Genomic DNA, 20,549 nt, shown 5'->3' on the forward strand with positions numbered 1-20,549 from the left:
GTTTTTAGGCTTCTATATCGTCGGCGTAATTCCTTTTCCTTCCCAATAATCAATAATAGGCTTATAAGGCCCGTACTTATGCTGTTGTTCTGAAAAAGGATCTTTAAATGGCCCTTTATCATAATCTATCGCCTTTTCTTCGTAGTTGGGATAATCAACCTCTTTAGTGGTTGATGGTAAAGGCCGTTTGTGTTTTTTATCATCGTTAACATAAGCGGCAATATCAAGCGCATCGGCATCGCTAAGATAAGGTTTGCCCACCTCTGTTTTATCATATGGCATATTAGCTTTTAACCATTGTGCCAGTTTAACCACCCGGTGCATGCTCGAGCCGGGACGGTAAGCCAGTAAGCCCCATACGGGCGGGTACTCGTAAGTTACGTTATCAAAACGCATTTTGCCTTCGCCGTTTTTGGCATGGCAGCGCTCGCAGTTTTGGGCGTACAGCACTTCTCCCCTGTCTGATGACGCGGCAACGTCAGGCAACTCCACCTCCAGGTTTTTAATGCCTTTGGTTGATTTGGTAACGCCCGAAGAATCGCTTAAAAATTTCAGATAAGCCATAATCGATACCATCTCTCTGCTATCCAGCGGCAGCGGTCTTCCTAAATTTGGCCGCATTACACAGTTATTGATCCGCTCGGCCAATGAAAGGATCCTCCCCTCCCTGGCCCGGTATTGCGGATAATCGCGAAACGACCTAATCAGGTTAAAAGCGTAAGGCCTTGTACCCGCATCACGATGGCAATTGGTACAGTTCATTTTATTGCCGGTGTAATGGCCGTTTATGCCTTCTGGCCCGATATAATAAGCCGTATGCAACATCAGTTCACGACCATAACGAACAGCGGCGCCGTATTTGCCACGCGGTATTTTGGTGGTATCCACCGAAACCAGCCTTTCGGATGCCGTGGAATCGGCATTATTAGCGTCTTCCGCTTTGCTTCCGCTACACGATATTAGTTGCATCGCGTTAGCAAAAACAAACAACAGCAGCAAAATGGTTAAATATTTAAATTTCCTGTTCATCATCATTTATGGTTTTAAATAAGGACTGAGCTGTTCATATTTTATGAAACCGGCGCGGTAGGTTGGTACAGATGTTTCCATTGTCCAGTGCAGGCGGCCCTTGTTATCGGCAAGAACCACAATGTGCCTTTTTGAGCAGCATACAAGCGTAGTAGTATCATTAATTTGATACGCGCTCCCCATACGGCCGTTAAAAATTTCTTTGGGTAATTGGATATGCATCGCTATGGATGCTGTTTTATCCTTCTCATCTATCTTCATCGCGTAAACCCCCGATTGATGTTTCTCTACCCCGTTATCAAAAAACATAAGACTGCCTTGCGCGTTGATGTGTGCGGCGTGAGCTTGTGTAAAATTGCAACCGGCAGGCATTGCAATCGTCCCGCCTTTGCCGAATTTGTAGATTACCTGGCCTGTTTTGACATCGATCTTCCAGATTTGACCGTTGTTATAAAACGACATCAGGTAATTGCCGTCCCGGTCGTAACTCAGGCTGTTGGCATGCATCCAGTCTTTTTTTGTTTTGAGGATTTTGGGGTCTTTAAGCGGATCCATTACATCAAACACACTCCATTTGTAAAGCTGCTTACCGGTTTTATCCATCACCATGATGCCATCGCCGTTTACGGTATCCTGTTTAGCCCCGCCAACTAACGAAAGGTCTGTCACCCGCTTATCTACATAAATAACTACCAGTTGCCCTTTATCATTCTTCAAAATTTCGTGGTGAATGGTTTGCTTAAAATCACCCAGGCCTTTTTTAAGGTGCAGCAAAGTATCTCCCAATAAATTGATTTCCAATATCTCGCTGCCGTAGCTGGTTGGCTCGTCATTGCGGCCTAAAATGGATAGCAGGGTTTTATCTTTAGTAAAATTGATCACCTTAAAGCCCAGGTCATCTATGGTATGGTACCACCTGATCTGCCCTTTATAGTCAACCAAATAAGCCACACCGGGCGCGTAACGTTTATTGATCAGCATCAGTCCGTCCTTAAACTCGCCCGGTAATGTGGTGTTCGCGGCTACTTTCGCGTTAAACTGCTCCTGCAAAAACAGCGGCAAGCGGTGCGATTTAAAATTGTAGGTTTTACCTACCGTAGTATCTCCATTATCAACCGTTACAATGTGATACGAGTAAGTAGTATCGGGTAAAATATTAGTGAGCAACAACTTATACGGTGAGGCCTTACCGGTATTTAACGACCGGTATTTTTCGGGCTGTTTACCATCAATCCAATATTCAGCATATAGCTCAACAGGCTTTGCTGTAGTAACGTCCAGCCTTATCTTCAACTCGTTATGATTGTAAAGCCCAAGGTGAATTTCCTTGACAAGGCTACCTTCCGAGCAGGCGCTGATAACGCTTACCAGCAATCCTGCTGCAAAAATTTTAAACCAATGCTTCATTACTTAATTTGGTATCGCGGTTAAATGATAAAGAATACACGGCTTTGTGAGCCGTATATTCTTTATCCTGTCATCATTTAAGCTTATTGCTGCCTGCCCGCATTATTCAGGTTAGGGTTGATATTAACCTGGTTAAGCGGATATGGAAAATACTCGTCGCGCGGTAATTGTACCGTGTTAGTAGAGCCTATACGTTTTAAGTATGCGTTCACAATCACGTCGTATTTACCAAAACGTTTCAAATCGGCCCTACGTTTTCCCTCATAGTAAAGTTCCCAGCCACGTTCCTGCAACAGCGCGTCGCGGAAGGTTGCCTGTGTAAGGTTCGCGGCTACCAAAAGCTTGGCATGTGAACGGGCTTTTACCTGGTTTACCAAACCTACGGCTTCGGCAGTAGGACCGCCTAATTCGTTTAGGGCCTCGGCGCGGCTCAGTAATACGTCCGCGTAGCGTAAAACATCCACGCTATGGCCATCATAGTAGGTATTGGCGCCGTTCGGGTCGGCGTATTTCATGGTGGCAACATCGGGCATGTACAAAACACCGTCCGGAGCGGTTGCGCCTAATGATGGGGCCTGTTTATGCGTTAAACCGTCAACGCCCTGATATTCGGTAAAGAACATTTTTTTGCGGTCGTCTTCATCACCATAGCTGTTATAAAAATCCCATGTTACAGCGTAATATTGCCACCTGTCGGTTAATACCGGGTGACTTAACGGCCCGAAGTGGTTCAGCAGTTCGGTACCATTCACGTTGGCATCGCTTAATACTGAGAAGATGTTTTCAGAACACCAGGTATTCGATTCTTTAAACAAACCGGCATAGCTTGGGTATAGCTGGTAAATACCCAGATCCATCACCTGTTTGGTTAAATCTGCAGCTTTTTGCCAGTTATGTTCGCGCAGGTATATCTTAGCCAGTAAAAACATGGCAGCGCCTTTTGTTGCACGACCAACATCATTGGTTGAATAAATGCTGCTTTTAGTGTAATCGATTGGCAAAACGCTGATGGCATTTTCCAGGTCGGTGATCATTAGGGCATCCACATCGGCCACCGGGCTCGGTTTGGTTTGCGCTTTATAATCGGGGTTGGCTACGTCTTTTTCGGTATTCAGAATTACCGGGCCCCAGGCATCTGTTAAATCAGAATAGGCAATTGCGCGCAAAAATTTCATCTCGGCCAAAAACTGGCTTTTTTCGGCAGCCGAAATACTACTCATGCCCCCGATGTTGTAGATAGCGTTATTGGCGTTGGCTATTAGTTTGTAGATCTGCCTGTAGTCTTCGGCAATCAAACCGTTTGCCGAATTCCATTGCACCTGCGATAGCTGACCGGGGTCGCCCGCATAACTGCAGTGACCAACGTCGGTAGTTAAATCGGTAAGGGCGAAGTGCCTCACCGTCCAGTAATCAAAGTTATCGCCAACAGCCGGGCCCTTCAGGCGGGCATAAACAGAGTTAACAGCCGCGATAGCGTCGGATTTGGTGAGGAAAGCGTTCTGGCTGGTTAAGCTGCTGTATATTTTAGGCTCGAGACTGGTTTTATTACATGAAAACTGTGTAAGTACCGCCGCGGCCAATAGGAAGATATTATATTTTTTCATTTTCGATTTAAATTTTATGATCCCTTAACGGATTATTCATTAATGAATTGATGCCTTGATACCGAAGGTCACGGTTTTAAATGCCGGGAAGGAATTGAAATCCAGGCCGCCGCCAAGCGCCGATCGTAAGGCTACCTGACCAGGATGTAGCCCGGTATCATCGGCATGCACGTTCGCTTCGGGATCGGTACCTTTGTATCCGGTGATAGTCCATAGGTTTTGTGCCTCAGCATAAACTTTCACCCCCTGTAATATCCTCATGTTTTGGAACCACGCCGACGGGAAATTATAAGCCAGTGTTAACGATTTCAGGCGCACATAAGAGGCATTTTCAACAAAGCGTGAGTTTACGTAGCTGCCGTAAGTGCTTAAGTAATAACCTTCGCGGGGGATAGAGGTATTTTCGTTTTTACCGGCAACAAACCTGTTCAGCGCAGCAACGCCTGTGGTTGATTCCAATACCATGGCGTTCATGTTGTACAGGTAATAATCAAACGCGCCCTGGAAAAAGATCCCCAGATCAATGCCTTTGTAATGAAAATCGTTACCAAAACCGGCCATGTAATGCGGATTCGAATTGCCGAGATAAGTACGGTCGGCCGGAGTAATCACGCCGTCACCGTTAACGTCTTTATATTTTGGATCACCTGGTTTTGAATTTGGCTGTGGCGCGTATTTTTCGCCGGTTTTGATTACGCCCTCGTAAACATACCCGTAAAGCTCACCCAATTCAATACCCGGAACTACCCTCGTAAACTCCTGTCCGGAAACAGTTCCGCTTGGGTTTGCGGTATTAGTGCTGATGATCTTTACACCTGGGCCAAGGTCCAAAGCTTTCTGTTTGTTATAAGCGAAGGTAATTGTAGTATTCCACGACAGATCTTTACTCCGTAAATTACTGGTATTTAGCGAAAGTTCGATACCCCGGTTTTGAATTGCGCCGCCGTTAATATATTGCGTGCCGCTTGTAGAGCCCCACTGTGCTCCAATCGGCACCTGGATCAGTAAATCGGTAGTCTTTTTACTATAATAATCAACAGTGGCATTAATACGACCATTGGCAAAACCCATATCCAAACCAATGTCAAGTTGCCTGGTGCTTTCCCATTTGAGGTTAGGGTTAGAAAGATTTTTAGGTTCGATGCCTGTTTGCAAATTACCGCTTTCATTAAGCACAACACCGTAAGGACCAAAGGTAGCCAGATACAGACTCGATGGGATCCGGTCGTTACCGGTGATACCGTAGCTAACGCGTGCCTTTAAGCTGGAGAAGGTGTTGAGATTTTTCACAAAGTCCTCATCGGTAAGCTTGTAAGCTATAGCACCTGCAGGGAAGAAGCCCGAACGTTTGTTGGGGCCGAACTGAGATGAACGGTCATCACGGAAAGAGAACGATGCCAGTATCTTATCCTTGTAAGCGTAGTTTAACCTGGTAAAATAAGAGGTAAGGAAAGCCTCGCCTTTGCTGCTCCCGTAGCCATTAGTTAACGATCCCGCGCCAAGATTGTAATATAAAAAAGCATCGGTAGAAAAGCCTTTAGAGCCGGAGAGCAATGATTCTGAAACGTCTTTTTGGTTAGAAGTACCTAACAACACTGTAAAATCATGATCTTTTTTGATATTGAACTTGTAGGTTAGATAATTCTCCACTATCCATCTGAAATTCGAGTAGATCTGCTCGGCGGCTACCCCACCCTGTTTCGCGCCCGCAATAGTAGTTGTTGGCAGGTATTGGCCGGTAGTGGTTTGATTATATTCGCTGCCCGCGTTAAGGTGGTAAGTTAAGCCGTTGATGATTTTATAATCCAAACCAATATTAGCGTTGAATAACTTATTACCACTATTGTTAGTTGGCTCCAAAAGGCCCGCCAAAGCATTGGTTTTAGTGCCCTGGGTAACATAATAGTTATAAGTACCATCGGCATTATAGGGTGCAACATTTGGTGGCGCGGTAAGTAAACTAAACAGAGGCGCAGTAATATCGCCCGAATAAGATTGTAACGTTGATGTGGAACTGGCACCATAAAAGTTAGCACTGATCTTCAGGTTTTCGCTCGCCGTTTTTTCAGCGCCAATTCGTGCGGTGTACCTTTCAAAGCCGGTGTGCTGCAACACACCAAACTGCCTGATATGATTACCGGCAACATAAATTTTTGAGCTTTGATCGCCGGCGCTTAAACTGATGCTTTGATTTTGCACCGTTGCGTTACGGGTAGCCAGCTTCAACCAGTTTGTATTGGCCACCTGAAAGCTTGAAGGATACGGTTGTGGTTTCCCATCTTCAATGGCAGTAGCGTTCTGTATATCAGTATATTGCTGACCGGTTAGCAAATCGGGCTTGTAAGTGAGATATTGCGTACCGCCGGATATGTCGGCATCTAAGGTAACCTTACCATTTTTTCCCTTTTTTGTGGTGATCAAAACAACGCCATTTCCTCCCCTTGAACCGTAAATCGCGGTAGCGGCGGCATCCTTTAAAACCTGGATATCTTCAATATCATTAGGGTTAACCTGGTTACCAACTTCGCTGATAAAACCATCTATTACATATAGCGGCTGAGTAGATGTATTGATAGAGTTACCACCCCTAACGGTAATATTAATGCCCGCCCCCGGCGCAAAACTTGATTGCTGCACCTGCACACCGGCGGCTTTACCCTGGATAGCCTGGCCGATGTTGGTTGTGGTACCGCCCAACGTAAGGTTATCGCTTTTTATAGAACTTACCGAACCGGTGATATCTCCTTTTTTAACTGTACCGTAACCCACCACCACTACCTCATTCAGTTTGTTGAGGTCTTCCTGCAGGGTGATGGTTAGCTCAGTTGAGTTGCCGATGGCTACTTCCTGGGTTTTATAGCCAATGTACGAAACAAGGAGCGCTGTGGCGTTACCTTTAAGCGTTAACTTAAATTTACCGTTAACATCTGTTGAGGTGGTGTTTTTTAAACCTTTTTGAGTAACGGTGGCGCCTATTATCGGTCCGTCTTTATCCTTTACACTGCCGCTGATCACTGTTTGCGCACTGGCCAGTACCGGCAATAAAAAAAAGAGGGTACAGCAAATTAATTTAAAAAGGCCGTTCAACTGCCCTCTTAAATTAATCGGTTTACCTGAACCCTGTTTTGGGGTTGAGTAGATTTTAATCATACGTGGTGGGTGTTAGTATTAATTAATTGTTAGTTTTTTGTTGTGATTTAGTTCTGTTTTTGAATATTGGAAATTAGAGATACCGGGATGCGAAAGCAAAAAATCAGGCCCTCAAACACAGCGCAAACGTTTGTTTTGGAAGATTTTAGCTTTACGCAAACGTTTGACCAGAAGCGGTTTGCGGGGAAAGAATCGGGTAAATAAGGAGTTTTTTGAGGTAATTATGATGGATTACCCTAAGCTTTTGATTATCAATTTGAGAGAATCGGCGCGTTTTGATGAGTAGCTTGAAGAAATTGATTACGAGGCGATTCCCCCTCCCCAACGGCCGCGGTTTTAGGATAGCGTAACCCGTGGTGTAAGCCGATACCGGCCGAAGGTGCGCTAAACTTCGACCAGAGATCGTTACGCTGCCGCTAAACCCGCGGTAGCCTATTACAATAAAAAAGCCCGGCTTGCGCCGGGCCTGGTATTTAAACTATCAGAACTTAATAATTAAAATCCGCTGTCGTCCAGCGCAAAAGTATTCTTCCTCTCCCTCCATTTACCCCTGGTAAAATCGGGAAACTCCACGCTGGCATTGCCTTTTTTAAGCGATTGGGTTGATAGCGGTGTAATTACGCTCATGGTAACCGAATCATAAACATCAATAGGCGTTTGGCGTTTTTGCTTAACCGATTCGATAAAGGCGTTGAATACAAACCAGTCCATACCGCCATGCCCCGCGCCTTCGGCAAACTTCTCGTATTTTTTCCATAGCGGGTGGTCGTATTTATCAAACCAGTCTTTGGCCGGGTCCCATACATCATCCTCTTTGGATTGATGGTCGATGTAAACACTTTTGTTTACATCCATCCACAAGCCCTTGGTGCCCTGAACACGGAAACCTAATGAGTACGGACGCGGCAGATGGGTATCATGGCTGAGCAATACGGTTTCGCCATTAGCGCAGTTGATCATGGTGGTGGTCACATCGCCGTTTTTATACTTGATCCTGGCATTGGGATGCCCTGGTGATTGCTCTTCAACATAGGCTGCCAAACCGCGGGCCTTGCTGCTGAATGATACCAGGTTGGTAAAACGGTTACCTGCATTGATATTGGCATAATGCATGCAGGGGCCTGCGCCATGGGTGGGGTAAATATCGCCATCTACATCAATATTGAATTGTGTACGCCATTGTGCTTCGCTTAGCGCTTTTGGACCAAACTCCACGCCGCCGCCATAATATTGCTTACCATTGTTAAACAATACCTGCCGCAGGTTATGCTGATAACCGCCTTCAAGATGAATGATTTCTCCGAATAAATTCTGGCGTACCATGTTCAGGGCGGCCATTACATCGCGGCGGTAGCAAACGTTTTCGAGGGTCATGTAAGGTATACCTGTTTTTTCGGAAGTATTGACAATATCCCAGTGATCTTCTACCGTTAAGCCGGCAATTACTTCGCAGCCTACGTATTTACCCGCTTTCATGGCATCGATAGCCTGCGGGTGGTGAAACTGCCATGGGGTAGCAATGATCACGGCGTCGATATCTTTATGATCGAGCAGTTTCTTGTAAGCGTCTAAACCGCCGGTGTATTCTTTTACCGGTGCATGCCCTTTTTTGGCGATATATTCACGGCAAATTTTCAGGGAGCTTTCCTGGGTATCACAAATAGCTATGATTTCCACATCATCGCGCAGCAAGCCCTCGGCAATGTGGCTCATGCCGCGGGCACCTACACCAATGTAACCTAACCTTACCTTTGCCGGGGCCGAAGCGAAAAGGCTCCCTGTTGGTAAAATACTGAAACCTGCCGCCGCAAGGGCGCCGGTTTTAAGAAACTGTCTTCTTTCCATATTTATATTTCTATGTTTTGGGGCTTATTTATTGGGTAGATTTTTAAAATCGATTACCGGCTTCTGGCCTGTTGCTTTCCGGTCGAATGGCGATTTAAGCCGGGTATAATTATCAAAAAAACCGCCGTTTTGCAGGTAAAATTTGTTGCCCTCTGTTCCACCCGCATAATCTTTACGGTAGTTGGCATTGGCTGTTGCATCGCCCGTATAAATGGCGTGGGTTAGCTCCTGCCAAATTCCGTTGCTATCGCCTATCCACTGATTAGTGAATAACGCTCTGCGGATTTTATCGCCGTTCTCCGGCTCAAAATTTTCTACAAACGAATACAGGTTAGTTAAATAAGTTGCTTTTTGCGGCCGTGTAAAACTTGCTATTAAATACCATTTACCTGCTTCAACATCTTTAAAGTACGCGGTATAAGTGGTTGTTTTCTTTGCAAAATCAGGCTCGGCGCTTAACAGAAAGGCATAGGCTTGTCCGGCTTTCCACGTAAAGCGCATATAACTTTGGCCGCCCGAACCCTCGTTGCCAAATTCGCCTATATGAACTCCGTCACCGCTTTTAACCAGCTTTATCCGCATACTATCAGGAATGCTTTTCGGGTCTTCGGTGTTGAAAGGGCTCCATACCGAAAACAGTACCCGCCGCTCGGTAGCTGAATTTACCTGCATGCCAAAATAACCTTCGCCAAAGCCATCGGCCATAAAATACGACCCTATAACATCCTGCCCTTTAGGTACGATAATCTCGTTGTAAAACCACTTTACCTTAGCGTGTTTGTCTTCGGCAACAGGGTAGCGTAAGTGTACCGATGGCCCCCTCCTGCCAAAATGGAATGAACTGCCCTGGGGAACATAAGCGATATCCTGATCAGGGTGCTGCAAGGTAACGATCAGATCAGATACATCGGCAAAAGTCTTTCCTGTTTTGCTGATCCCTGTTAAGCTTACCTTCAAATGACCGGCCTGGCTTACATGGATAGTGCCGAATTCAACCGTATCAAACGCTTTATTGCTCAGCTTTTTTATAAACTCCTTTTTCGCCGCGGATAGCTTTATGGTGCTTACACCCTCTTGCACCCTTACCCTTAAAGCGAGTTTTACATCCTGCGCCTCACTCAACCTAACATACACGTTGGCAGTTGATTTGGGGTTACTCCAGTTGTAAAGGCCCTCATCGGTAATCGAGTCAGGCCTGTTAACCCATGCATTGCCTCCAAGCGGAATACTATGCCGCAGTTTTGATGCATCGATACGGGGTTCCTGGGCCATTACGTTATGGCAGTAAGTAAAAGCGAAAAATAGGGTTACACAAATTGAAATGATTTTCTTCATGATCGGCTTATCAGCGACTTGTTTTTATAAATGTAGTTGCATTACTTGTTTTGGAAAAGAATACCACGCGTAATTTTAACGCAAACGTTTGAAATATGGCTGTTTTTATCTTAAATATTGCCATAATTGCTCATGGACTGCTATACAAACAGTATGATGATAAGCGGTTATTTATCAAAACAATACGGCAGCGATTTGCCCAATATTCAACTGAGATAATCGGGCGGCACATTACAGTCAATTCTTCCGTTAAGCAAAAGTGCCACGCAAACGTTTGCAGTAGCTTATCTCGATATAATCATTTAACTTTAAAAATAAAACGGGCAAAAAAGGGCATACATGCAGGGCAAACCAACTACAATTAAAGAGATAGCGCAAATTTTAGGTATTTCTGTTTCAACAGTTTCGAGGGCATTGCATGATCATCCGAGTATTGGTATTACCACCAGGGCCAAAGTAAAAAAGCTGGCTACCGAACTCAGTTACGAACCCAATCAAACCGCCATATTCCTGCAAAAAGGAAAAACCCACACCATTGGCGTTATCCTGCCCGAACTTTCGGAAGCCTTTTTCTCCTCGGCCATCAGCGCCATCGAGGATACCGCGTACAAGAAAAATTATACGGTATTATTGGCACAATCGCACGATGATGAGGTAAAAGAAAAGCAACTGGTTGAAAAGATGAAAAACCACCGGGTTGATGGGCTGCTGGTTTCGGTTGGCAAAAACACCTCATCGTACCAGCATTTCGAAAATCTTAAAAAATATAATATCCCGGTTGTTTATTTCGACAGGATCCCTTCTATCCCCAATATCCATTATGTGGCCTGCAATATGGAGATAGGCACTATCGAAGCTGTGAGTTATTTATTGAAAAAGGGGCACCGCACCATCGGCATGATCAACGGGCCGCAAACTATGGTAGCTACCGGCGAGCGTAAAGAGGGTTATATCAAGGCCATGACCAAAAACCGGCTTAAATATGATCCGTCGCTTATCGTATCCTGCGATCTTACAGAGCAAGGCACCCAAAAAGCGCTTGATGAACTGCTTAACAACAAACGTAAACCAACCGCAATTGTAACATTTAACGATTATGTGGCGCTTTTTGCCATCAAATACGCGCAAAAGCTCCATATCAACATAAACAAAGAACTGGAGTTTGTGAGCTATGCCAACCTGCCGATCATTAACTATATGGAGAATATCCCGGCGGCTTCGGTTGAGCAGTTCCCCTATTTACAGGGGCAAAAAGCCACCGATATTTTAATGGATTTGCTGCACCACCAGGGCGCCACCGGTAATGAACCAAGCGCGTTTTATAAGGTGATCATCGAATCGCAACTGGTAGAGAACAAAAAATAAACCTGAATAAAAAAACAGTCAAACGTTTGCGCATGGCTATCATTAACCAAATGGCTATGTTTGGAGCGAGTTAATGCCCGTATTATGTTTAAAGATATCCTTATTAATTTTGGATTAAACGCTTCTGATTACAAGGCGCAGCCGTTTGGTTCAGGCCTTATTAACCATACTTATAAAGTAAGCGGTGTTAACCAATCATATATTTTACAGCAGATTAACAACGCGGTATTTAAAAACCCCGACGCGATAGACCAAAACCTTGCCCTCATTAAGGGTTACCTTGCCGAAAACAACCCCGATTACCTGTTTGTAGCACCCATTAAAGGCAAGGATGGCAAATCAATTATCCGGTATACCAACGGCGACTATTATCGTTTATTTCCTTTTATTGAAGGATCGCACACCGTTAATTTTTTAAAGGCAGAGAAAGAAGCTTATAACGCGGCACTTCAATTCGGTCGTTTTACCCGTTTGCTCAATAATTTCGACATTGATCAGCTTAGCTATACCTTACCAGATTTTCATAACCTGAAGCTGCGCTTTGATCAGTTTAAACAGGCTGCTACCCATACCGACACCGATAAACTGGAAGAAGCTGCTACCGAGATACGGGAAGCATACGGTAACGCCAATATTGCCCATACTTACAGCCAGATAGTAAAAAACAGCGAAATCCCGCTTCGGGTAATTCATCACGATACAAAAATAAATAACGTGCTGTTTGATGACAACCACAATGCCCTGTGCCTGGTTGACCTGGATACCGTTATGCCGGGCTATTACCTGAGCGACGTAGGCGATATGATGCGCACGTATCTATCCGCAGCAAATGAAGAGGAAAAAAAACTGGATGAAATTGTTATCAGGCATAACTTTTTCAAGGCGATATACGGCGGCTACATGGCCGAAATGGGCAATATACTCACTGAAACCGAAAAGCAATTGTTTATTTTTTCGGGCGAGATGATGATCTACATGCAGGGGCTGCGCTTTTTAACTGATTTTTTAAATAACGATATTTATTATGGCGCACAATACAAAGGGCATAACCTGATGCGGGCAAAAAACCAGTTCAGGTTGCTAAGCGAATATCAAAAAGCTATTCCAGAATTTGAAGCGCTTATTGCAAGTGTAAATAAAGAATTGCTGAATACCACCGGCGTTTAAAACATTGTTTCGGCTTATTGCCAAATAATGCGTAATATTCCATCCTGAAAAGAAACGCCACTTGATCGGGATAACAAGCTATAGGGACGATAATTCGGGTAATCACAATATCATCATCAAAGGTATTACTGTTAACGGCCTTACCGAAAGCCTGATAGCGCGGCATACCGCTGCGGGTATTTATTTTGATAAAGAAAGCTACCGGCAAATCATACCAAAACATATCGAAATTGATCATGGCGCTTTTACTAACCATGCCGCCGCAGTAGCTTTTCCGGAAGTTGTGGTAACCGCACAGCCCGGGCAGCTTTCACTATCGTGCGCCTGCAGCGCCCCAAATGATAAATTATGCGAGCACCAGGCCCAGGTGCTATCAGCTATTATTCAGCGCGATGAATTGCGCATTTTTTTTGATGATGATCTCAGGCAGCAAAACATCAGGAAAATAGCGAGAGGTTACGGTTTGGAAAATGAAACCAACCTCGACCAATACTTCGAGGTAAGCTATCATCATAAACGTTTCGAAATAACGCCGCGCTCAGCAGCCTTAACAGTTGTAACTAAAGAAAGCCTGGCCGCGCTGCAATCAGTCATTATTAAAGATAACCCCGAACCATCTTCGCCCCCGGAGACCGACGACAGGATAGTTTGTGTGGTGCTTAAACAGCACAAATACTACAATTACCTATTTGTTGAACTTTACAACGCCCAGACTACTAAAGACGGGAATATCAAAAATCCTTTAACCCCTGTGGCGCCTTTAGATCAGGTTTGGGATACGGAAGATGCAGCAAGGCTCAGGTTTTTTACCGGCGTACACAAATTTCAAAACCATATTAATACGCAACGGACGCCAGCTGATCTGTCAGCCCTGAAAGCTATAGTTAAAAACCCGCTGAACTATAGTTTTTATATTCACAACATTAACATATCCAACAATGTTACAGCAGGTTCTGTGAGCGCTGTGAAAGTGAAACTGCTGCAAAGCGACATCAACTTGAAGGTGAATACCTGGGGCGATTTTTATGAAATAAACGGCGTATTTAATATTGATGGTTTACTTTATGATGTTAAAGATCTTGAAGTTAAGTTCAATTATTTTATTTCGGTTGGGGATACGCTATACTTTATCAATAACCTGCAGGTATTAAATGTGGTAGAGTTACTGAAGAAAAAGCAAGGCAGCCTGCAGGTGCATAAAAGCAAATATGCCGATGTAAAAACGCAATTGCTTAACAAACTGGAAACCAGGCTTACTATCGATTACACTTATATTAAACCGGCGACACCAACGCAAATAAAAGACGAAGGTTTTGACCAACCTGCCGAAAAGATCATCTACCTTTCGGATTTTGGCGCGCATGTGATGATCATCCCGGTGATGCGTTACGGCGAGGCGGAGATACCCATCCGCACCAAAAAACAAATTTACGGTACCGACGAAAAGGGTAACCAGTTTATGGTAAAGCGGCGCGACGACGAGGAGATTGCGTTTACCGCCCTGCTGATGAAACAGCACCCTTATTTTGACGAGCAGGTTGATAACGACCTGGAATACTTTTACCTGCATAAAAGGCATTTTTTAGATGAGGACTGGTTCCTGGATGTTTTTGAACAATGGCGTACCCACCAGATCGAGATACTTGGCTTTAACGAACTGGAAGGTAATAAATTAAACGCCAATAAAGTTACCATACACATCAAGGTGTTAAGCGGAATCAATTGGTTTAACACCATCATTGATGTAAAATTTGGCAAAAAGCGGGCAAGCTTAAAACAGGTACACCAGGCGGTTAAAAACAAAAATAAATACATTAAACTGGATGACGGTACCCAAGGCATTTTACCCGCCGAATGGATTGAAAAGTTTACAGATTATTTTAACTCGGGCGAGATTGGTGATGACGACACCCTACATACATCTAAAAGCAATTACAGCGCAATTCAACAGTTTTATGATGAAGAGATGCTGGATAATGATGTGCGCGACGAGATCAATACCTACCACAAGAAACTAAGCAACACTGATGAAATTGCGGAGGTCGCCGTTCCTGAGGGGCTAAACGGTACACTTCGCCCCTACCAGCGGCGGGGCTTAAGCTGGCTTAACTATCTGGATGAACTTAATTTTGGCGGATGCCTGGCTGATGATATGGGATTAGGTAAATCGATCCAGATCATAGCGTTTATACTCTTGCAAAGAACAAAAGCGGATAACAACACCAACCTGATCGTGGTACCAACATCCCTTTTGTTTAACTGGCAACAGGAATTCCGGAAATTCGCGCCTTCTGTCAGCGTACATACAATTTATGGGGCAGACCGGGCCCGGCATGCGGATGATCTGCATAAATATGAAGTTGTACTTACCTCTTACGGAACGCTGCTTTCGGATATTAACTTTTTAAAAAGCTTCCGGTTCAATTATGTTTTCCTGGATGAATCGCAGAATATCAAAAATCCAGAATCGCAACGGTACAAGGCAGCGCGATTGCTAAAATCGCGTAACAAGATCACCATAACTGGCACCCCGATCGAGAATAACACTTTTGACCTGTATGGTCAGCTTTCGTTTGCATCCCCCGGCTTATTGGGCAGCAAGCAGTATTTCAAGGATATTTACGCCGTGCCTATCGATAAGTTTAAAGGCAGCAAGCGGGCGCTCGAATTACAAAACAAAGTTAAACCATTCATTCTTCGGCGTACCAAACAACAAGTAGCTAAAGACCTGCCCGAAAAAACCGAAATGGTACTGTATTGCGAAATGCAGCAGGAACAGCGCTATATTTACGATTCGTATGAGAAAGAATTCAGGGAATACATTTCGGCTACTACCAATGAGGTGCTCAAAAAAAGCCCCATGAACGTATTAAAGGGTTTGGGAAAGCTAAGGCAGATCTGCGATTCGCCTATGTTATTAAAGGGTGAAAAAATGCCCGGTGAAGCATCCGCGAAGATCGACATGTTGATGGAGGAAATTGAGGGTAAAATGCGTCAGCATAAAATACTGGTTTTCTCGCAATTCGTATCCATGCTAGATCTTATCCGCAAGGAGTTGAAAAACCGGTATATCCGCTACTCCTACCTCACCGGCCAAACGCGTAAGCGGGAAGCAGCAGTAGCCGAATTTCAAAACGATCCGGGTGTCCGGGTGTTTCTCATCAGCCTTAAGGCGGGCGGTACCGGTTTAAACCTAACTGAAGCCGATTACGTGTATTTGGTAGACCCATGGTGGAATCCCGCGGTTGAAAATCAGGCCATCGACCGCTGTCACCGTATCGGGCAGGATAAAAACATAGTAGCTGTACGCCTAATCTGCCCCGGAACGGTTGAGGAAAAGATCATGATCATGCAACAAACCAAAAAAGACCTCGCCGATAACCTCATCAGGCCCGATAAAGCGGTTGTGGCATCGCTTTCAAAGGATGACCTGCTGGATCTGCTGAATTAGGCCGGGTCAATTTGAACATAGAAAAGCCTCCAAAATCGATGATTTTGAAGGCTCTTACTTTTAAGTGCACCTGACGGTACAGAATTCGAACCAGTTTTTAAAAGATTTATCGGTATTAGGTAATCTCACAGCTACATAAAAAAACATAGCCAACTTTATCAGACTTTTGCCGGATGTTATTGCATTCCTTTCAAAATTCTAAATGGATTAATGCACAACGAAAAGGAGTTTCAGGTGGATACATAACTAACTTAAAATAAATCAGAATTCGTTACTGTTACATAGTTTGGCTTTAAGTTCAACATGCGGGTGGGGGCTACAATACTATCTCAATTGTATAAACCGTTCCGCCAAAGTGCCCTACCAACCTAAAGTAGTAAGTTCAATGTTAAGCCGGTAATGTGGCGGTTTAAACATAAAGCGACACAAATACTTATGACTTAATTTATAACCTCCTACACTTTGTTTTGCAACTGTGATGGAGTGGACAGTCACTCAAACATTCATTATTTAACTTTAATGACCACTTTTCCTTTGGCGCGGCCCGATTCCACATAAGCCAATGCATCGTTGGTTTGCTCAAACGCAAATAATTTATCGATCACCGGTTTAATAACCCCTGCTTCTATTAATGCTGTAATTTTTGAAAGTTGATTGCCTTCTGCCCTCATAAATAAGAAGCGAAAGGTCGCATTTGCTTTTTTTGCTTTTTTCTTTGCGCCGGAACTCAGAAGCTTTGTCACCAATTTTAGATACCACGGCAAGCCGATCTCCGCTGCAAATTCCGGCGTAGGTGGCCCGACCAATGAAATCAGCTGCCCGCCGGCTTTCAGGATACGGAATGATTTGTCGAAGATTTTGGTGTCACGATTACTGTGTATAACCAAATCATAATCTTTCAATAAGGTTTCAAAGTCTTGAGTTTTGTAATCAATAACGAGGTCGGCACCAAGCTTTTTTACCCAATCTTTATTAGCCGCACTTGTCGTGGTGGCAACATAAGCACCTAAATGTTTGGCCAACTGGATGGCGAATGTACCCACACCACCGGAACCTGCCTGAATGAAAACTTTCTGGTCTTTTTTTACATTCCCTATTTCAGCCAGTGCCTGCCAGGCGGTTAAGCCAACCAATGGAATGGAGCCTGCTTCGTCCATAGTTAGGTTTTTAGGCTTTAAGGCTAAATCATCTTCATCTACTGCGATGTATTCCGCAAAAGTGCCTATTCTGTGATCGCCCACTCTTGAATACACTTCATCACCGATTTTGAACCGGCTGACTTTTGCCCCAACTTTAGTTACTACACCTGCCATATCATGGCCGTTTATGAATGGTGGCTTGTAGGGTAAAAACAATTTGAAATCGCCGTTTCTGATAAGCGAATCCAACAAATTGACACCTGCTGAGTATATTTGCACCAATACCTCATTTTCCTTTAAAGCTGGTTCCGGCAATTCGGTTAGCTGTAATTTTTCTTTTTTGCCGTAGCCATTTACGATGAATGCCCGCATGATTTTTAGTTTTTTAATTATTTTTAGTATTGTAATGATTTTATGATGCTATCACCGCGTGACTTTGCTTGGGGTTAACCAAACCAAAAGCCAACTTTGGAAAAAGCCGGTTGACGATATAAAGCGCTTTCGTGTCGCCAACCCTGATCGTAAACTGATCTTTCTTCAAACCTCGAATAAGTGCTTTCACCAAATCTTCCGAAGTCATTTTTTTACCGTTCCGCTCAGCGGTCATTTCGGTAGCCACAACAGGTGGTAACAGCTCAAACACTTTCACGCTGCTATTCAAAATTTGCAGGTGCTTTCTCAACGTTTCTGTATAAAACCGCAAAGCAACTTTGGATGCTGAATAAGTGGCTTCCAGTAATGAGGGTACATAGCTGAGTATGGACGTGGTATTGATAATAGCACTTTCATTCCTTGACTTCAGCATATCCATGAACAGGTTATTAAGCCGGATTACCCCGAGGTAGTTGACGTTCATTTCGTAAGCCGCGTCTTCAAAATGCCGGTCGTTTGCTATTCCCAGGTTGATCGGGTCGGTTAGCACCCCTGCGTTGTTATATAAGATATCTATGCCGCCGAGTCGCTGTACCTGGTTAAAAAGTTTTTGCGCGTCACTTGCATCTGAGACATCGCTTTTTATGGCCGTAATAGCCGGGTACAGTTTCCTTGCTTCATCTAATTTTGCATGGTTCCTGCCGGTAATAATTACCTGGGCTCCATTGGTTAAAAATTGTTTTGCTGCTTCCAGCCCGATACCCGATGCACCACCCGTGATCAATACCGTTTTCCCTTTTAATTGCATGATATACTTTTTAATGTGAGTGTTATTTCGATGCGTTAACCGACTTCAGAATGGATTTTTCGAACAGCTTATAGGCGAAATGTTGAAGCAGCAGTATGATCGATGAGCCTTTTCCGACAGGGAAGCCAAACGTTGGATTTTTTTCCCTTACCGCCCGCAGCAAGGCATCGATAACCGGTGCAGGCTCGGGTGCCTTATCAAATGTCTGTTTAGTGTACGCGATAATTTTTCTCCTGAACGAATCATAATCTGCGATATTTTTCCCGGTTGCTACCATTCCGCTTTCGCCTATATTAGTTTTAAAACTCATTGGCTCCACCATTACCACTTTGATGTTAAACTGGTTCAATTCAAACCGAAGCGATTTAAAATAGCCTTCGAGGGCATGTTTGGAAGCTGCGTAGTAGGACACGTATGGTAGGCTCACTAAACCGAGGAGAGAACCGATGGTAATAATTTTTCCATGTTTTTGCTTCCTGAAATGAGGAAGCAACTCGTTGGTTAATTTGATGGTTCCCCAAAAGTTAGTCTCAAACTGCTGTTTGCCTAACTCAATAGGAGTTTCTTCGGCAAGTCCGTTAACCAGGTAGCCCGCGTTGTTGATCAGCACATCTAAAGTTTTAATCTCGCTGAACAGTTCCTTACTAAAAGATACTATAGAATGGTCATCATTCAGATCCAATGGCAGTAACTTAAATGGCACTGTTGACTGGTGCTTTTCCGGGTTACGGCTTGTGCCGATTACCTGGTAGCCATTTTCGTGGAGCTTGGCGGCGACAAGCAGCCCGATGCCCGATGAAGCACCGGTGACTAATACCGTTTGTTTCTTTAATTTCATAATCTTTTATTTTAGACTTTTTAGTATATTTTATATTAAAAAAAATTAGAGCGCATAGCCCTCTAATTCCGATTTGAGACTCTTGAGTAAACTTGCCATAGGTTTTGCTGTATTCATAGCTCTGCACATCACAACAGCACCTTCAACGGCAGCTACTGCCTTAAAAGCGTAAACAACAGGATCAAGTTTGTTAGAAAATTCACCGTTTTCAATACCTTGATTCAAAATGCTGACAAACAATTCCTGGCCATGGCGAATGACACCCGCAATCTTTTCCTTTATCGCTGGAAAGTTATCATCAGATTCCACCGCGATATTAAATATAGGGCATCCGCCCTTAAGGTAAGTATTCAAAGGATCCTTATAAAAATCGAGAAAAGCAAATACCTTAGCCTTGGCTGTTTTACCCTTACTGATGGTCAATAACATTTTCTCGCCGTTAGCATTCAGCATATGTTCAATAACCTGTAAGGCCAGGTCCTCCTTACCTTCAAAATGACCGTAAAGGCATCCTTTTGTTAGTTTAGTAGCAGCAAGCACGTCGTCTATATTAGCGCCGGATATCCCTTTCTGATTAAAAATAGGAGCCGCTGTTTCCAAAATAAATTGCTTTGTTCTTTCCGCTTTGGTAATCATACTCATGAGTTTAACGATGCAAAAATATACTAAAAAGTTTAATTAATTATACTTTTTAGTATATTTTACAAAACAATGTTTGGATCAAGCAAAAAAGTTGGGGGGATAGTTTTATTAGGCATAGATTTTCATTAGTCTAAACATAAAGAACTCGACATTTCTTACTCCTCTGAATTGTGCTCTTAAGGCTTTAATCTTTGCATTGAAAGATTCTGCTGAGGCATTAGTGTGCCTTTTGTCAAAGTAATTGAGAATGGTTTGATAATGGTTTTGGATTGTTCTGGAAACGGTAGCAAAAGCCTTAATACCCGATCTTTCCACTTCATCATACCACCGGGCAAGTTTTGTTAACCCGACACCTTTGTCTTGAGTTTTTGAAAAGATATGAGAAAGTTTTCTGCTT

At 43.8% G+C, this 20,549-nt stretch carries 14 protein-coding genes; 3 read left to right on the forward strand and 11 right to left on the reverse strand.

Translation table 11 applies throughout. The features are described from left to right. Window positions 1-12 precede the first annotated feature (12 nt). The 6 genes from LX99_RS09130 to LX99_RS09155 form a co-directional block, all read right to left on the reverse strand. Complete coding sequence (locus LX99_RS09130; protein WP_211318979.1) at window positions 13-1,035, reverse strand: c-type cytochrome; 1,023 nt, start codon at window positions 1,033-1,035, stop codon at window positions 13-15. Next, complete coding sequence (locus LX99_RS09135) at window positions 1,036-2,436, reverse strand: aryl-sulfate sulfotransferase (RefSeq protein ID WP_109607563.1); 1,401 nt, start codon at window positions 2,434-2,436, stop codon at window positions 1,036-1,038. A gap of 83 nt (window positions 2,437-2,519) precedes the next feature. Next, entirely contained in the window at window positions 2,520-4,040 is a 1,521-nt protein-coding gene (locus tag LX99_RS09140) for a RagB/SusD family nutrient uptake outer membrane protein (RefSeq protein ID WP_109607564.1), read from the reverse strand. Window positions 4,041-4,079: 39 nt separating this feature from the next. After that, on the reverse strand, window positions 4,080-7,190 hold the full coding sequence (locus LX99_RS09145) for a SusC/RagA family TonB-linked outer membrane protein (protein ID WP_109607565.1): 3,111 nt from the start codon (window positions 7,188-7,190) through the stop codon (window positions 4,080-4,082). Between the two features lie 495 nt (window positions 7,191-7,685). Beyond that, window positions 7,686-9,035: a Gfo/Idh/MocA family protein gene (locus LX99_RS09150; RefSeq protein WP_022829764.1), complete on the reverse strand. Its 1,350-nt coding sequence runs from the start codon at window positions 9,033-9,035 to the stop codon at window positions 7,686-7,688. 24 nt (window positions 9,036-9,059) lie between these two features. Continuing rightward, on the reverse strand, window positions 9,060-10,370 hold the full coding sequence (locus tag LX99_RS09155; protein WP_109607566.1) for a DUF3472 domain-containing protein: 1,311 nt from the start codon (window positions 10,368-10,370) through the stop codon (window positions 9,060-9,062). A 339-nt stretch (window positions 10,371-10,709) separates the two neighbouring features. Here LX99_RS09155 and LX99_RS09160 point away from each other — a divergent pair, with 339 nt between their 5' ends. The 3 genes from LX99_RS09160 to LX99_RS09170 all read left to right on the forward strand — a co-directional run bounded on the left by LX99_RS09160 (window position 10,710) and on the right by LX99_RS09170 (window position 16,353). Then, complete coding sequence (locus tag LX99_RS09160; protein ID WP_109607567.1) at window positions 10,710-11,735, forward strand: LacI family DNA-binding transcriptional regulator; 1,026 nt, start codon at window positions 10,710-10,712, stop codon at window positions 11,733-11,735. Window positions 11,736-11,819: 84 nt separating this feature from the next. Then, window positions 11,820-12,902: a phosphotransferase enzyme family protein gene (locus LX99_RS09165; protein ID WP_109607568.1), complete on the forward strand. Its 1,083-nt coding sequence runs from the start codon at window positions 11,820-11,822 to the stop codon at window positions 12,900-12,902. A 61-nt stretch (window positions 12,903-12,963) separates the two neighbouring features. After that, complete coding sequence (locus LX99_RS09170) at window positions 12,964-16,353, forward strand: DEAD/DEAH box helicase (protein WP_245927879.1); 3,390 nt, start codon at window positions 12,964-12,966, stop codon at window positions 16,351-16,353. A 506-nt stretch (window positions 16,354-16,859) separates the two neighbouring features. Here the strand turns inward: LX99_RS09170 and LX99_RS09175 are convergent. The 5 genes from LX99_RS09175 to LX99_RS09195 form a co-directional block, all read right to left on the reverse strand. Next, the gene (locus tag LX99_RS09175) at window positions 16,860-17,864 is read right to left on the reverse strand and encodes an NADP-dependent oxidoreductase (protein WP_109607569.1); all 1,005 of its coding nucleotides are present in this window, start codon (window positions 17,862-17,864) and stop codon (window positions 16,860-16,862) included. Window positions 17,865-17,904: 40 nt separating this feature from the next. Beyond that, on the reverse strand, window positions 17,905-18,672 hold the full coding sequence (locus LX99_RS09180; RefSeq protein WP_109607570.1) for an SDR family oxidoreductase: 768 nt from the start codon (window positions 18,670-18,672) through the stop codon (window positions 17,905-17,907). A gap of 22 nt (window positions 18,673-18,694) precedes the next feature. Next, window positions 18,695-19,510: an SDR family NAD(P)-dependent oxidoreductase gene (locus LX99_RS09185; RefSeq protein WP_109607571.1), complete on the reverse strand. Its 816-nt coding sequence runs from the start codon at window positions 19,508-19,510 to the stop codon at window positions 18,695-18,697. 45 nt (window positions 19,511-19,555) lie between these two features. Further along, window positions 19,556-20,152, reverse strand: a complete 597-nt coding sequence (locus LX99_RS09190; RefSeq protein ID WP_245927880.1) for a TetR/AcrR family transcriptional regulator — start codon at window positions 20,150-20,152, stop codon at window positions 19,556-19,558. Between the two features lie 108 nt (window positions 20,153-20,260). Further along, window positions 20,261-20,549, reverse strand: a 289-nt coding sequence (locus tag LX99_RS09195; protein WP_146203085.1) for a transposase, incomplete at its 5' end; no start/stop codon positions are given.

It is taken from the genome of Mucilaginibacter oryzae (genome assembly GCF_003148845.1).
GTDB lineage: Bacteria > Bacteroidota > Bacteroidia > Sphingobacteriales > Sphingobacteriaceae > Mucilaginibacter > Mucilaginibacter oryzae.